A 14,802-nucleotide genomic window follows, 5' to 3' on the forward strand; every position below is an offset into this window, starting at 1 on the left:
CCAAATGAAAATATTTTACGCTATTCAAGCTACCGGAAATGGACATATCAGTCGCGCGATGCAATTGTATCCGTATTTACAGAAATTTGGTGAAGTCGACTTCTTCATGAGTGGCAGTAATGCTAGTCTAGCGATTGACTTACCCGTAAAATTTAAAAGCCAAGGCTGCAGTTTATTTTATAGTAAATGTGGCGGATTGGATTATTGGAAAATTGCCAAAAATATTCGCCCTTTACAAATGCTTAAAGAAGCAAAAGCATTACCACTAAAAGATTACGATGTAATTATCAATGACTTTGATTCCATTACTTCTTTAGCATGTAAATTGCAAAAGGTGCATTCTGTACAATTGGGTCACCAAGCTAGTTTTGTATCAAAGCATACACCAAGACCTGACAAGAAAAGCATAATGGGAGAAACAATTTTAAAACATTATGCCTCAGCACCCAAAAATATTGGATTGCATTTTGAAAAATACGATTCGTTTATTGTGCCTCCTATTATTAAAGAGGAGATTCAGCAAGCTAATCCTAAAGATTTAGGTCATATTTCGGTCTATTTGCCTTCGTTTGACGTATCCTGTTTAGAAAAAGCGTTTCGTAGCTTACCCAATCAAGAATTTCATTGGTTTTTGGGCGACATAAAAACAAAACAAAAATTAGGGAACATCACCTATTATCCGGTAAATCAAGCTGATTTTAACGAAAGTCTAATCAATTGTCATGGAATAATTACTGGCGGTGGATTTGAAACTCCAGCAGAAGCTTTGTTCCTTAGAAAAAAAATACTAAGCATCCCGATTCAAAACCACTACGAACAAGAATGTAATGCTGCGGCATTGAAGAAAATGGGCGTACCTGTGGTTTATGAAGTCGGTGATGATTTTGATACCATCATCCAAAACTGGCTTTCAACAGATACTCCCATGCCTTTGATTCAAGCCAATGATATCAATACTACTTTACAGTATTTATTTGATACTTATAAAGACTAAAATTGAGCTCCTTAAAGGGAGCTTTTTTTATGCCCGTTTCTTTTCCCATTTATTTGGATTACTTTTGTGAAAAAATAATTCTTCTTGATTTCATCTCACGATATATTCACTATTAGTAATCAAAAGCAATTTGACAAAATGGCTTTGAAAGTTTTTCGTTACCAATACGAAAACAATGGGGTGTATCGCGAATTTTGCGATTTCTTAAAAACCGACGTGCAAAAAGTAAAAACCATCCAACTAATTCCTTTTTTGCCTATTCAGTTTTTTAAAAGTCACGAAGTAGTGTCAAATTCTAATCCTATCCAAACTACTTTCACAAGCAGCGGTACAACCGGAATGGTTACGAGCAAACATTTAGTTACTGATGTCAGTATTTATGAAGAAAGCTACCGTAAAGCATTTTCGCAATTTTATGGCAACATTGAAGATTATGTAGTAGTGGCTTTGCTTCCCTCCTATTTAGAGCGAGAAGGGTCGTCATTAATTCATATGGTGGATGATTTAATTCAACTATCCAATCAAGCTGATAGTGGATTTTATCTTCACAATTATGATGAATTAATTGAAAAATTAATTCAGTTAGACCAATCAGGTCAAAATGTAATTTTGATCGGCGTTACCTATGCTTTATTGGATTTAATAGAAAAACATTCTTTCCAGTTAGAAAACACTATTATTATGGAAACAGGTGGTATGAAAGGAAAACGCAAGGAAATGATTCGCGAAGAATTACACCAAGAACTTTGTAATGGCTTTGGAGTCAAGTCCATCCATTCGGAGTATGGAATGACAGAATTACTATCGCAAGCCTACTCTTTAGGTGACGGAATTTTTGAATGTCCATCATGGATGCAAATTAGTATTCGGGACACAGAAGATGCATTATCTTACATTAGAGATGGAAAAACAGGCGGAATCAATGTAATTGACTTGGCCAATATCAATTCGTGTTCGTTTATTGCTACTCAAGACTTGGGTAAAAAATACAGTAACGGGAGTTTTGAAGTGTTAGGTCGATTTGACCATTCCGATATTAGAGGATGTAATTTAATGGTAGTTTAAAAAGTATATACCAGACCAATACCCAACATTTGTTTTAATTGAAGTTTTGGACCTAGAGTAACTTGGTTACCATTCACTTCTTCTTTAGCCTTTATATCATCGTCGTAAATAATTCGCGCACCAATAGTAGCTCTTACATATTGATTGACAACTAGGTCTAGCATAAAGTCATAATCAATATCGATGTTACCAAAGTTGTTAATGTAATCGGAGTACAAGACCAATTTATTGACTAATATAACATTCTTTACAATTTCTTTTTTGTAGTAACTGGTAAATAAAAACCCTAATTCTGTTTTTGAATTTTTTCCATTGATAAGGATATTCCCATTCGAATCGTAGAGCGCTTTAGTAACCCCAAAAGCACCTTGATTAGCCAATCGCTGATCTAATACCAAAGTGTTTTTAAACGTAAACGGAGAAATATAAAACACTCTATGTTTTGATTTACTGGCATTTTCAGCACCAACACCAAGAAAAAAATAGGCTGGTGCAAACAATCTAGAGATCGCTTTGTCCGTATTTGGATAGGCATATCCATTAGTAAATTGCGTGTTGAAATTAAATTTAGCCGAATGGTACCAATTGGTAATAGTATCCTTTCTATACCCAAAAGTTGAGTTAATTTGGATGGCGTCGTCAGTCTTTCTCATCTCAAACCCATCTTGCTTATTTAGACCATAGCGAATGGATAAATCATTGACCCATTTTTGATTTCCTTTGGCATAAATTCTGGAAAAATCTCCTTTCAACAAACCCGAAATAGCACTATTCCCTCCGGCACTCCAGTTCACAAATGCAATTTCTGAAATATCAAATCCTACTTTGTTTTTTTTGGTCCAATGCGTGGTCGTATCAGGTATTTTGGCATCAATTACTTGTTGAGCAAAGATAGAAGCCGAAAAAAGAAAAAGAAAAAAAGAAAATCCTAACCTCATTATACTTTGTTTATATCCTTAATTGTTGAGCAGTTCTTGAAAAAAACTTTGCAAACTACTAACGTCAATTTTACAAAATTGTTGCAATTCTAAAATAGTTCCTTGTTCTATAAATTCATCCGGCACACCCAGTATCTGTATTTTAGAAGGGTAATTATTTGCAGCCGCAAATTCTAAAATTGCACTCCCAAAACCACCACTAACTACTCCATCTTCAATAGTGATAACCGTTTCAAATTTTGAAAAAATAGTATGTAAAAGCGTTTCGTCTAATGGTTTTACAAAAGGAAAATCAAAATGTGCAATACCATTTGGAAGATTTAAATTTTCCAAAGCTTGCGTTACATTATTTCCAATGGTTCCATTGGATAAAACAGCAAATTGAGTTCCTTCTTGTATACATTGGCCTTTACCAATAGCTATTTTTTGATAGGGTGATTTCCAACGACTATTTTGCCCGCGACCTCTTGGATAACGAATTGCTATAGGGTGATCTAATCCTAGTTGAGCCGAGTATAAAATATTTTGTAAGTCTGTTTCATTTCTTGGCGAATAAACTATTAAATTCGGAATACATCGCAAATAAGCCAAATCAAAAACGCCATGATGCGTAGCGCCGTCTTCACCTACCAAACCGGCACGATCCAAACAAAAAATTACAGGCAAATTTTGCAAAGCCACATCATGAATTACTTGATCATATGCTCTTTGTAAAAAAGTAGAATAGATATTACAAAAAACGACCATGCCTTGTGTAGCCATTCCAGCGGCTAATGTAACCGCATGTTGTTCGGCAATCCCAACATCAAAAGCGCGTTTTGGAAAAGCATCCATCATCAATTTAAGCGAACTTCCCGTTGGCATAGCTGGCGTAATTCCAATGATGTTGTCATTCTTTTGAGCCAAATCCAAAATAGTTTCGCCAAAAACGTCTTGGTATTTTGGCGCTAGATTTTCATCTGATTTTGGGATAATATTTCCTGTATTGGCGTCAAATTTTCCTGGCGCATGGTATTGCACCTGATTTTCTTCTGCTTGTTGTAGTCCTTTTCCTTTGGTGGTAATGATGTGCAGGAACTTTGGCCCTTTTACTTTTTTAAGTCGTTCTAATTCTTGGATTACCGCTTGAATATCATGCCCGTCAATAGGTCCTGAATAATCAAAATTCAAGGACTTAATCATGTTGTTTTGTCTTGGATTTTTTCCCTCTTTGACTGCTGTCAAATAGTTTTTCAAGGCTCCCACACTGGGATCAATCCCAATCGCATTATCATTTAGAATAACCAATAAATTGGCATCGGTAACTCCCGCGTGATTTAAACCTTCAAATGCCATTCCCGAAGCTATTGATGCATCGCCAATGACTGCAATATGTTGTCTTTCTGTCTCACCTTTCAAATTGGCAGCAATGGCCATTCCCAAAGCGGCAGAAATAGAAGTAGACGAATGGCCTACACCAAAAGCATCGTACTCGCTTTCGCTTCGTTTTGGAAAACCAGAAATACCATGAAGCTGTCTGTTGGTATGAAAAATATCTCTACGACCGGTCACTATTTTGTGACCGTAGGCTTGATGCCCCACATCCCAAATCAAACAATCCTTGGGTGTGTTAAAAACATAATGCAAAGCAATCGTTAATTCTACTACTCCCAAGCTAGCGCCTAAATGCCCTTCTTTTACCGAAACCACATCAATAATGAAGTCGCGCAACTCTTGAGCCAATTGCGGCAACTGATGCACATCGAGTTGACGTAAATCAGTAGGACTGTTAATGCTTGAAAGTAAATTGTTTGACATGGTGCAAATGTACAAATTGAATTCTTATTTTTGCCAAATGGAAAACCCTTTCAACGATACCTATTTTATGAAAAAAGCCTTACAAGAAGCTGAAATGGCTTTTGATAAAGGCGAAATTCCGGTAGGAGCAGTAATTGTAATTAATAATACCATCATTGCACGCAGTCATAATCTAACCGAGTTGTTGCATGATGTTACGGCTCATGCCGAAATGCAAGCCATTACAGCCGCAGCCAATTTTTTAGGCGGAAAATATTTGAAAGACTGCACTTTGTATGTCACACTGGAGCCTTGTCAAATGTGTGCGGGTGCTTTGTACTGGAGTCAAATTTCCAAAATTGTCTACGGAGCTAGCGACGAGCAACGGGGTTGTACCGCAATGGGAACTCAATTACATCCTAAAACTGAAGTAGTTTCTGGGGTATTAGCAGAAGAAGCCGCAACTCTGATGAAACGTTTTTTTGCAGAGCGAAGAAAATAACTTCCAATTTATCTCACAATAAAGTATAAAAAAACCGCCAATCTTTCGAAAGGCGGTTTTTGTTTTATTCTGAAATAACATTCCCTTTTTTATCAAAGAAATGGTATTCTAAATACGTGTAAGCGTCACGTGGTATGATTTTCACCCATTTTTTATGTTCAAAGAACCACTTTGAACGTATTGATGGAAAACCTTTGGTAAGGTATGCAGCCACAAAAGGATGTACATTAAGTACAACAGATGGATGGCTTTTTACTAATCTTTCTAGATCTAAAGTAATCTTGTCAATAATAAGAATTGGCGCTTCAATTTCGCCACTTTCATTATTCGGATCTTCTTCTCTAGTTTTAATATTCATTTCTGGTCTTACGCGTTGTCGTGTAATTTGAACTAATCCAAATTTACTTGGCGGTAAGATCTTGTGTTTGGCTTTATCATCACTCATTTCTTCTCGTAAGAAGTCGAATAATACTTTGCGATTTTCAGGATTCGCCATATCAATAAAATCAACTACGATGATTCCGCCCATATCGCGAAGACGCAATTGTCTTGCTATTTCGGCGGCAGCAATCATATTGACTTCCATGGCGGTATCTTCTTGATTAGAAGCTTTATTCGAACGGTTTCCACTATTCACGTCAATAACGTGTAATGCTTCGGTATGTTCGATAATAAGGTAAGCCCCTTTACTCATAGAAACCGTTTTTCCAAACGAAGTCTTGATTTGTCTCTCTATATTGTATTTCTCAAAAATGGGAGTATCATTGGATTGATAAAACTTCACAATTGATTCTTTGGATGGGGCAATTTCTTGCACATAATCCTTGGTTTGTTGGTACAACTCTTCATCATCAATTTGAATACCACTGAAGGTATCGTTAAATACGTCTCGTAATATTGAAGACGCTCTATTGAGCTCTCCTAATACTTTTGACGGATGATGAGCAGTTGGTAATTTCTTACACATTGCAGTCCATCTGCTAAGCAGGTTCTGCAAATCTTTTTCTAATTCGGCTGTATTTTTGCCTTCGGCTACTGTACGTACAATAACACCAAATCCTTTTGGTTTAACTGATTGTACGAGTCTTTTCAAACGGTCCTTTTCTTTTTTGTCTTCTATTTTTTGAGAAATAGAAACACGATCAGAAAAAGGAACTAACACAATAAAACGTCCAGCAAGAGAAAGCTCAGCGCTAATTCTTGGTCCTTTGGTTGATATTGGTTCTTTTACGACTTGCACTAAAATTGATTGATTGGCACTCAAAACATCTGTAATGGTACCATCTTTATCAATTTCATTGTCAAACTGAAATGATTTTAGGGAGAAATCTTTTAATTTACCTGCGCTTACAAGTTTTATGAATTTCAGTTGGGAAGCTAAATTAGGACCTAAGTCATGATAATGTAAAAAGGCATCTTTTTCGAAGCCAACATTCACAAAAGCAGCATTTAATCCAGCAACAGGTTTTCTGATTTTGGCAATAAAAATATCACCAACTTGAAAGTTGCTTTTTTCTTCTTCCTTGTGTAATTCAATTAGTTTTCCATCTTTTAATAAGGCAAAATCTACGGCTTCTGAACTGGATCGAATGATTAATTCTTTATTCACGCTGTACATTTTTATCCGAACAATGGGTTGTTTGTCGCTGATTATTTGTTATTGGAAAACACCAAAAACTAGCAACCATTAACTACAACTTATAGTAAGGATGGATTAAACAATATTTTTAACAGGTATTGAACCCGGTGAAAACTAGCTGGCAGCGGACAGTGCTATGTAGTCAGTAAACTGAATACTAAAAACTGGTGCTTGATTACTAATCTTCGATTTCAATGAACGTTTAAAAAGAAAAAAGTAGTTTAAAACTACTTTTTCTTCTTGTGACGGTTAGCTCTCGCTCTTTTTTTACGTTTGTGCGTCGCTACCTTATGTCTCTTTCTTTTTTTACCACTTGGCATATCTTGTAGATTTTATGATTAATTATTCTTTTATTTTGCTTCGTTATTGATTTTTACGCCTTCTACAAAAACTTTTGCCGGTTTAAAAGCAGGAATATTGTGAGCAGGAATTTTTATGGTTGTGTTTTTTGAAATGTTTCTACCTGTTTTTTCAGCTCTTGTTTTTACGATAAAACTTCCAAAACCTCTTAAATATACGTTATCTCCAGTCTCTAATGAAGTTTTAACTTCATTCATAAAAGTTTCTACAGTTGCCTGAACATCTCCTTTTTCTAGACCTAATTTCTCTGAAATTTTCGCTACGATATCTGCTTTCGTCATTTTCTTTCCTAATTTATAAAATGTTGTACTATTTTTTTGAGTTTGCAAATATATGAATTAAAAAAACAATTATTCAAGCTAATTCATTAAATTTTAATCACATAAACTTTTACTTTTGCAAACAAATATTTAACAATGGATTTTTCTAAGTTATTGATAGATTGGTATTTACAAAATAAACGCGATTTACCTTGGCGAAATACTACAAATCCATACCCGATTTGGCTCTCAGAAATTATGCTCCAACAAACGCGAGTAGCGCAAGGAATGCCTTATTTTTTTTCCTTTACAAACGCCTTTCCTACCGTTTTTGATTTGGCTCATGCCAATGAGGAACAAGTATTGAAATTATGGCAAGGGCTGGGCTATTATTCTCGTGCCAGAAACTTGCATCAAACCGCACAATATATTGCTAACGAACTTGGCGGCGTTTTTCCGAGTAACTACAAAGACTTACTTCAGTTGAAAGGAATTGGCGAATATACTGCTGCAGCCATTGCCTCATTTGCTTATAACGAAGTAGTTCCAGTGGTAGACGGCAATGTTTTTAGAGTGCTTTCGCGCTATTTTGATATTGAAACAGATATTGGTTCGGCTTCCGCCAAAAAGGAATTCAGCAATTTGGCGATGGAATTAATTCCAAAAGAAAATCCGGCAGTATTCAATCAGGCCATCATGGAATTTGGCGCTTTACAATGTGTTCCAAAAAACCCCAATTGTTCTGATTGTATTTTTAACCAAAGCTGTGCCGCTTTGCAAAAAAAGAAAGTTGACCTGCTTCCTGTAAAATTGAAAAAACTAAAAATTAGAAACCGATTTTTCAATTACCTCATCTTTACTGATGATCTAGACAACACCATTATTCAAAAAAGAACGGACAAAGGTATTTGGCACAACCTTTATGAATTCCCTTTAATTGAAACCGAAAAAGAAGAAAATTTTGGTGCTCTTTCAAAGCAAATCAAAACCAATTTTCAAGACTTTGATATTGTTTCTATAGGAGAAGAAAACTCCAAAAGTATCCTCCATAAATTGTCACACCAACATTTGCATATTAAATTCTGGAATGTAAAAGTGGGCGGTATCCTGCCAAACGGAATTAACTCAACCGATTTGAAAACCTATCCATTCCCTATCGTGCTTCATAATTTTATCGAAGCAAAATAAAAATCCTATCTTTGAATCAAATACTACACTATGAATGGAACAGTAAATAAAGTGATTCTTATCGGCTATCTGGGAGACGAAGTCAAATTACATTATTTTGAAGGAGGCAATTGTATTGGCCGATTTCAATTGGCTACTCATGAAGTGTACATTAATAAAACAACCAACGAGAAAATCACTTCTACCGAATGGCACAATTTAGTAGTACGAAATAAGGCTGCTGAATTATGTGAAAAATACCTTTCAAAAGGAGATAAAATTTATGTAGAAGGCCGTATCAAATCGCGTCAGTGGCAAGCTGAAGATGGCACAACCAAACATACCTCTGAAATTCAGGTGGTTGAATTTACGTTTTTGAACACTAAGAAAGATTCGGAAAACAATAAGACAACTCCATCAGAACCCCAAACAACTAATTTACCTATTAACGATTTGCCTTTCTAATCGATGTTTTTTAAGAATACACTATGCCCAAACAAACTATCCTTTTTGCAACACTTATTATGCTAGCCTTAACTGTGTTGAGTTGTAAAAAAGAGGTATTACCAAAACCCTCGAGCCATTTACGATTGGACTATAAAGAAGCTAATTATGAACCATTTGAAAGTGAAAGCCCATTTACTTTTGAAATGAATGCCGATGCTATAATTAAAGGAGAAAAAGAGTGTGGTTATACAATTCACTATCCTAAAATGAAAGCAACCATTTATTTGAGTTACAAACTTGTGAATGGTAATATCAAAAAATTATTGCGTGATGCTCAAAAATTGACTTACGAACATGTAATCAAAGCGGATGATATTGTGGAACAACCTTATCTAAATCCGCAGCAAAAAGTGTATGGAATGTTCTATCAAGTGGATGGGAACGCGGCAACCAATTCCCAATTTTATGCTACTGATAGCACGAAACATTTTGTTACTGGTTCGGTTTATTTTTATGCTAAACCCAACTTCGATTCCATTATGCCTGCAGCTAGTTATATTAAAAACGATATGCAGCGACTTATGGAAACTTTGAAATGGAAATAAATAAAAAAGCATCCGAAAAGGATGCTTTTTTATTTGCTATGTCAATGCAGTTTATGATTTAGGCAAAACTACTTTGTAGGTCTTACCGTCTGCAGTCGCTTCAACTACTTTAGTCAAATTGTCTTGATTTTGAACTGTTTTATCAAATACAACCGTAGCTTTTTTCGAATCAAAATCTACTGTTGCTTTTTGAACACCTTCTAGAGCACCTAGTTCTTCTTCGATGGTTTTGGCACAACCAATGGCGCAAGTCATTCCTTCAATTTCAAAACTAGCCGTTTGTACATTTTGTGCAGCAATTACAACTTCTTTTTTAGGTGTTTCAGTTGCTTTTTCAGCTGTTGCTTCCGTTGTGTCAGCTGCTTTTTTGCAGGATACCGATAAAAGACCAGCCAATGCTAAAGTGACTATTGTTTTTGTGATTTTCATATGTCTCAATTTTATTACTTTGATGATGACAAAATTAATTAAAAAAAAGCGGCCAGTTTCACAAAATAAGTAGAATTTTGGACAAACTATTATTCTATGGAATCCAAACAACTCAAATGGGTACTTCTAACCATTCTTTCTTTAATTTGGGGAAGCTCCTTTATTCTTATAAAAAAAGGATTAATTGGACTAACTCCAATACAACTTGGTTCTTTACGTATTATTTTTTCAGCGCTTTTTTTGGTACTTATTGGATACAAAAGTGTATCAGTCTTAACTAAGTCACAATGGAAATATGTTGCCTTAACCGCTGTTTTCGGAACTTTTATACCCGCTTATCTTTTTGCATTAGCAGAAACTGAAATTGATAGTTCGACAACGGCTATTCTGAATTCACTCACCCCATTAAATACTTTAGTATTAGGAATGCTAGCTTTTGGAATACCCTTTAAACGAAATCAATTTATTGGAATATGTATTGGTTTATTAGGAAGTATTTTGTTGGTTTTTAATGGCGCCTCCAATCATCCAGAACAGAATTATTACTATGCTCTTTTGGTTATTATTGCATCCATTTGTTATGCAACTAACGTTAATTTGATCAAAAAACATTTACCATCTGTAGCTCCTCTAAGTATAACTACAGGTAATTTTTTGACATTATTAATTCCTGCTTTAGTGTTATTGTACTGCTCAGGATTTTTCGAGATAGTGGCTATTTCAGAAGTGCAAAATGCCATGGGATACATTGCAATATTAGGGATAGTGGGTACGGGAATTGCCAATATTATCTTCTTTAAATTAATTCAATTATCATCTCCTGTTTTTGCTACTTCAGTAACTTACTTAATTCCTATTGTGGCATTCTTTTGGGGATTATTAGACAACGAAATGCTCACACCAATTCAATTTGTTGGAGCATTTGTTATCTTAATAGGTGTCTACCTTTCGGCAAAGAAATAAAAAAAGGCGGTCTACAAAGACCGCCTTTTTTAGTATACACAAAATGTTATTTATTGAAAATCAGCATCGGTTACCCCTTCGTTAATTTTAACATCGGTCATTTTAATATTCAATTCAAAACCTACATTCTGAATCATGTTAAAAGGAACTTTCACTCCTTTTACTTCACGATAATCCAAATATGAATTGGTTTTATTCATCGTTTTTCCGCCTTGCTCAATGGAAATAACATCCGCTATTTTCAATCCTGATTTAACATCATAATACAAGGTCGTTTTTCCGTTTTTCAAAGCATAAGCTTCTGTTCCATTAATCGTCTCAATTCCTGTCAAACTTACCTCTGGTTTTTTCAACAAATTCAATTCTTCGATTGGAGTAGCAACTGCTTTCATGTCTTCTAAATCATTTCCTTTAAGTTCAACTTTTTGACCTTGTTGAACTACGAAAGCACCTTTCTCATTAACGACTTGTTTCATCAAGCTCATTCCGCCCATAGTTATTTCTACAGCTAATTTTCCTTTAACTGAAATTTTAGAATTAAAACTCAAAGGCGCTGGCGCTTGCGGAATAGTGGTTGATCCTACCATTGCAATCGTTTTTACAGCAAGAGCCGCTTTTTCGCCACCAATCGCTTTAATGTAATTATCTAAAACCGTTTTAGCTGTTATTCCTTTTGGAACATCTTTTTTGAAAACTGGTTTTTCAACCGCGTTTCCATATTTGTCAAAAAACAAAATTGGAATTTTTAATTTTTCAAGTGCTGGAACTACATCAGCTCCTTTACCAACAATCAAAATTCGGCTATTATCTGCCAAGAAATATTTATTAGCTACACGCATCACATCATCAGCAGTTACCGCATTGATATTTTTAATGTAGTTTTCATAGAAATCAGCTGGTAAGTTTTGTGTTTGGATACGTAAAGCATAACCTGCAACCGTTTGTGGTTTTTCTATTTGCATTACAAATCGACCAATATAACCGGCTTTTACACTAGCTAACATTTCGTCAGTAACTTTCTCGGTTCTGATTTTTTTATACTCTTTAAAAATTTCGACTACTGTACTATCCGTTACCGCATTTCGCACTTGAGTTGATGCTTCAAATTTGGTTAGGCGTTTGTCTCCACGTATACTAGATCCGGCACCATAAGTCCATCCATGTGCTTCTCTCAAATTCATATTCAAATAACTATTAAAGTCACCTCCTAGAATTTGATTGGCTACCAAAGCTGGAAAATAATCTGGATCCGTCATTTTAAGGTTAACCAAATTGACCACGGCTACTTCAGACTGAACAGCGTTTGGCATATCTACAAAATTGATTTGCGAAAAAGCTACATCCTTAGGCTCAGCATAGTTTTGAACTGGAGCCGCTGCTTTTTTCCAAGAACCGAATAATTTTTCTACGGCTTTCTTAGTTTCAGAAAAATTTACATCACCTACAATAATTAGATAGGCATTTTCAGGAACAAAATAGCTGTTGTAATTGGCCTCAACATCGGCAAGTGTTACGTTTTTGATTGTAGTTTCAGTAACATATTCCCCATTGGGATGGTCTTTGCCAAAAGTCAAGAAATCATTTATTCTAGAAGCTACAGCTGGAACACTTTTTTCATTGGCTTTTAAACCTTCAATTATTTTCGCTTTTTCTTTATCAAATTCTTCTTGAGTGAAGTTAGGATTCAAAGCTCCTTCCGCTAACAATTGTAATACACGCCCTGAATATTTAGAAAGAGAATTACCTGAAGCGCCATTGGAACTAAAGTTTATACTGGCTCCCATAAAATCGATTTCTTCATTGAAAGCGGATTTAGAGATTTTTTTGGTTCCGTTTCCAATAAGACTACTGGTCAAATCAGCAACTCCTTTTTTAGCGCCTTCTGTATAGGGTGCATTATCCAAAGTTAAGGTAAAAGAAACTCGAGGTAATTTATGATTTTCAACTATCATTACTTTCAACCCGTTCTTCAATTGAAAAGAAGCTGGCTTCCCTATTTTTATGGTTGGGGCAGGTCCTGATTTGGGTTGAGGTATGATTTGTCCTTGCATTATCGCTGTTATAAATAAGCTTGATAAAATTATGATTGATTTTTTCATGATGTCTCTTAGTTTTGGGATTTATCTTTAACTGGAACATAATCCAACACCATTCTTTGGTTTGGGTTCAAATACTTCTTTGCTACCTCTCTAATTTCTTCAGCAGTAATAGAGTGGTACATTTCGATTTCGGTGTTGATCAAGTTCACATCTCCATACAACAAATGATAAGTTGCTAAATTACTAGCAATTCCTTCAATAGTTGAATTACTATTTACGTATTGATTGTCAAATTGATTTTGTAGTTTTTGCAAATCTTTGTCTGAAATTAATTCCGTTTGAAGCTTCACAATTTCTTCATCAATTTCGGCTAATAAATTAGCTGCTGTAAATGGAGATTGTGGTAATCCATACAAAATGTACGTTCCATGATCTTCTTGACTGTAGTTGAACGCTCCAATTTGAAGTGCCATTTTCTTATCGTCTACAATTTTCTTGTACATTCTAGAACTTTTTCCATCGCTCAAGATAGACGAAATCATATCCAAAATACGTGCTTCACGTGTTTTCATTGAAGGTGTTCTATAAGCAGTAACTAACATTGGTAATTGAATATTCGGGTCTTCAAAATTGGCTTTGATCGTTTCGGTAATCGGAGCTTCTTCAAAAGTAGCACGCTTGATTGGTGTTCCTTTTGGAATTACGCCAAAATATTTTTGAATCCATTCTTTAGCTTGTTCTGGTTTAAAGTCTCCAGCAACCACTAAAACGGCATTATTAGGAATATAGAATTTTTTATTAAACGCTTGAAATTCCTCTAGCTTAGCTGCATCCAAATGTTCCATAGAACCAATTGTTGTCCAACGGTATGGATGATTTTTAAACATATTTTTCTTTACTTGTGGTAGTATTTGTCCGTATGGACTATTGTCATAACGCAATCTTTTTTCTTCTTTTACCACTTCGTTTTGAGTATCAACGCCAATTTGATTGATCACCGGATGAAGCAAACGTTCTGCTTCCATCCACAATCCTAACTCTAAATTATTAGAAGGGAAAACTTCGTAATAATAGGTTCTATCTTCGGTAGTGTTAGCATTATTCACGCCTCCATTTCCGGTAACGATTTTAAACCATTCGCCACGTTTTATATTTTCAGTTCCTTCAAACAATAAATGTTCGAAAAAGTGCGCAAAACCAGTACGATCTGGTTGTTCATCTTTGGCACCAACATGGTACATTACCGAAGTAACCACAGTAGGGGCTGAGGGATCGTTGTGCAAAATTACATGCAATCCATTGTCTAAGTCGTATTCCTCAAAGGCGACTTTCTGAGCAGAAGCAACTCCTCCCAGCATCAATGCAGCACTTAACATCATGATAGATTTTTTCATAAAGATTAATAATTTTAAGTTAGATTTAGGTTGAATAGTCCTAAAGAAATTGAATTAGATACTTCTTTAGTATTATTGTTACATCAAAAATAGTTTTTTTAATTTGAATATGTTCATATTTTCAAGTTTGACAAAAAATTAACAGTTGAAATGACTTTAAAAGAGCCCCAAAACTTTTTTTACTAAGGGATTGCACAGTAAATTATTAGTTGTATATTTGCAAC

14 protein-coding genes are annotated in these 14,802 nt (G+C 35.1%); 7 read left to right on the top strand and 7 right to left on the bottom strand.

Going from position 1 to position 14,802, the window contains the following annotated elements; all coding sequences use genetic code 11:
• Positions 1–4: 4 nt before the first annotated feature.
• Positions 5–994, top strand: coding sequence for a glycosyltransferase family protein (locus LPC21_RS01555; protein ID WP_229317715.1), 990 nt, complete (start codon positions 5–7; stop codon positions 992–994).
• Between the two features lie 84 nt (positions 995–1,078).
• Entirely contained in the window at positions 1,079–2,059 is a 981-nt protein-coding gene (locus LPC21_RS01560; RefSeq protein WP_229317717.1) for a LuxE/PaaK family acyltransferase, read from the top strand.
• On the opposite strand, the gene LPC21_RS01565 is transcribed toward LPC21_RS01560, so the two are convergent.
• Together LPC21_RS01565 and LPC21_RS01570 are read right to left on the bottom strand one after the other, a co-directional pair.
• Entirely contained in the window at positions 2,056–2,997 is a 942-nt protein-coding gene (locus LPC21_RS01565) for a DUF3078 domain-containing protein (RefSeq protein WP_229317719.1), read from the bottom strand. The genes LPC21_RS01560 and LPC21_RS01565 overlap by 4 nt on opposite strands.
• A gap of 18 nt (positions 2,998–3,015) precedes the next feature.
• Positions 3,016–4,794, bottom strand: a complete 1,779-nt coding sequence (locus tag LPC21_RS01570; RefSeq protein WP_229317726.1) for a 1-deoxy-D-xylulose-5-phosphate synthase — start codon at positions 4,792–4,794, stop codon at positions 3,016–3,018.
• A gap of 37 nt (positions 4,795–4,831) precedes the next feature.
• On the opposite strand from LPC21_RS01570, the gene LPC21_RS01575 reads away from it, so the two are divergent.
• The gene (locus LPC21_RS01575; RefSeq protein WP_229317728.1) at positions 4,832–5,275 is read left to right on the top strand and encodes a nucleoside deaminase; all 444 of its coding nucleotides are present in this window, start codon (positions 4,832–4,834) and stop codon (positions 5,273–5,275) included.
• 64 nt (positions 5,276–5,339) lie between these two features.
• On the opposite strand, the gene LPC21_RS01580 is transcribed toward LPC21_RS01575, so the two are convergent.
• Both LPC21_RS01580 and LPC21_RS01585 read right to left on the bottom strand, forming a co-directional pair.
• Positions 5,340–6,884: an Rne/Rng family ribonuclease gene (locus LPC21_RS01580; RefSeq protein WP_229317729.1), complete on the bottom strand. Its 1,545-nt coding sequence runs from the start codon at positions 6,882–6,884 to the stop codon at positions 5,340–5,342.
• A gap of 380 nt (positions 6,885–7,264) precedes the next feature.
• Positions 7,265–7,555: an HU family DNA-binding protein gene (locus LPC21_RS01585; protein WP_039112429.1), complete on the bottom strand. Its 291-nt coding sequence runs from the start codon at positions 7,553–7,555 to the stop codon at positions 7,265–7,267.
• A 135-nt stretch (positions 7,556–7,690) separates the two neighbouring features.
• Between LPC21_RS01585 and mutY the strand changes: the two genes are divergently transcribed.
• The 3 genes from mutY to gldD are packed head-to-tail and all read left to right on the top strand — an operon-like array spanning position 7,691 to position 9,753.
• Positions 7,691–8,722 carry an A/G-specific adenine glycosylase gene (mutY, locus tag LPC21_RS01590; protein WP_229317731.1) on the top strand — a complete coding sequence of 344 codons (1,032 nt, stop codon included), beginning with the start codon at positions 7,691–7,693 and terminating at the stop codon, positions 8,720–8,722.
• A gap of 30 nt (positions 8,723–8,752) precedes the next feature.
• Positions 8,753–9,166, top strand: a complete 414-nt coding sequence (locus LPC21_RS01595) for a single-stranded DNA-binding protein (protein ID WP_229317733.1) — start codon at positions 8,753–8,755, stop codon at positions 9,164–9,166.
• Between the two features lie 23 nt (positions 9,167–9,189).
• Positions 9,190–9,753, top strand: a complete 564-nt coding sequence (gene gldD, locus LPC21_RS01600) for a gliding motility lipoprotein GldD (protein ID WP_229317735.1) — start codon at positions 9,190–9,192, stop codon at positions 9,751–9,753.
• Positions 9,754–9,804: 51 nt separating this feature from the next.
• Here gldD and LPC21_RS01605 read toward each other — a convergent pair whose 3' ends face one another.
• Positions 9,805–10,182: a heavy-metal-associated domain-containing protein gene (locus LPC21_RS01605; protein WP_229317737.1), complete on the bottom strand. Its 378-nt coding sequence runs from the start codon at positions 10,180–10,182 to the stop codon at positions 9,805–9,807.
• 96 nt (positions 10,183–10,278) lie between these two features.
• On the opposite strand from LPC21_RS01605, the gene LPC21_RS01610 reads away from it, so the two are divergent.
• Positions 10,279–11,145 carry a DMT family transporter gene (locus tag LPC21_RS01610; protein ID WP_229317739.1) on the top strand — a complete coding sequence of 289 codons (867 nt, stop codon included), beginning with the start codon at positions 10,279–10,281 and terminating at the stop codon, positions 11,143–11,145.
• A gap of 50 nt (positions 11,146–11,195) precedes the next feature.
• Here LPC21_RS01610 and LPC21_RS01615 read toward each other — a convergent pair whose 3' ends face one another.
• Both LPC21_RS01615 and LPC21_RS01620 read right to left on the bottom strand, forming a co-directional pair.
• The gene (locus tag LPC21_RS01615) at positions 11,196–13,244 is read right to left on the bottom strand and encodes a M16 family metallopeptidase (RefSeq protein WP_229317741.1); all 2,049 of its coding nucleotides are present in this window, start codon (positions 13,242–13,244) and stop codon (positions 11,196–11,198) included.
• An 8-nt stretch (positions 13,245–13,252) separates the two neighbouring features.
• The gene (locus LPC21_RS01620; RefSeq protein WP_229317743.1) at positions 13,253–14,578 is read right to left on the bottom strand and encodes a M16 family metallopeptidase; all 1,326 of its coding nucleotides are present in this window, start codon (positions 14,576–14,578) and stop codon (positions 13,253–13,255) included.
• Positions 14,579–14,802: the final 224 nt, after the last annotated feature.

Origin of the sequence: Flavobacterium ammoniigenes (assembly GCF_020886055.1) — a bacterium.
GTDB lineage: Bacteria > Bacteroidota > Bacteroidia > Flavobacteriales > Flavobacteriaceae > Flavobacterium > Flavobacterium ammoniigenes.

What these genes read in the sequence shown, in the direction of transcription:
- LPC21_RS01555 (WP_229317715.1), top strand. Translation starts at nt 5, where the DNA reads ATGAAAATATTTTACGCTATTCAAGCTACCGGAAATGGACATATCAGT.
- LPC21_RS01565 (WP_229317719.1), bottom strand. Translation starts at nt 2,997, where the DNA reads ATGAGGTTAGGATTTTCTTTTTTTCTTTTTCTTTTTTCGGCTTCTATC.
- LPC21_RS01570 (WP_229317726.1), bottom strand. Translation starts at nt 4,794, where the DNA reads ATGTCAAACAATTTACTTTCAAGCATTAACAGTCCTACTGATTTACGT.
- LPC21_RS01575 (WP_229317728.1), top strand. Translation starts at nt 4,832, where the DNA reads ATGGAAAACCCTTTCAACGATACCTATTTTATGAAAAAAGCCTTACAA.
- LPC21_RS01585 (WP_039112429.1), bottom strand. Translation starts at nt 7,555, where the DNA reads ATGACGAAAGCAGATATCGTAGCGAAAATTTCAGAGAAATTAGGTCTA.
- mutY (WP_229317731.1), top strand. Translation starts at nt 7,691, where the DNA reads ATGGATTTTTCTAAGTTATTGATAGATTGGTATTTACAAAATAAACGC.
- LPC21_RS01595 (WP_229317733.1), top strand. Translation starts at nt 8,753, where the DNA reads ATGAATGGAACAGTAAATAAAGTGATTCTTATCGGCTATCTGGGAGAC.
- gldD (WP_229317735.1), top strand. Translation starts at nt 9,190, where the DNA reads ATGCCCAAACAAACTATCCTTTTTGCAACACTTATTATGCTAGCCTTA.
- LPC21_RS01605 (WP_229317737.1), bottom strand. Translation starts at nt 10,182, where the DNA reads ATGAAAATCACAAAAACAATAGTCACTTTAGCATTGGCTGGTCTTTTA.
- LPC21_RS01610 (WP_229317739.1), top strand. Translation starts at nt 10,279, where the DNA reads ATGGAATCCAAACAACTCAAATGGGTACTTCTAACCATTCTTTCTTTA.
- LPC21_RS01615 (WP_229317741.1), bottom strand. Translation starts at nt 13,244, where the DNA reads ATGAAAAAATCAATCATAATTTTATCAAGCTTATTTATAACAGCGATA.
- LPC21_RS01620 (WP_229317743.1), bottom strand. Translation starts at nt 14,578, where the DNA reads ATGAAAAAATCTATCATGATGTTAAGTGCTGCATTGATGCTGGGAGGA.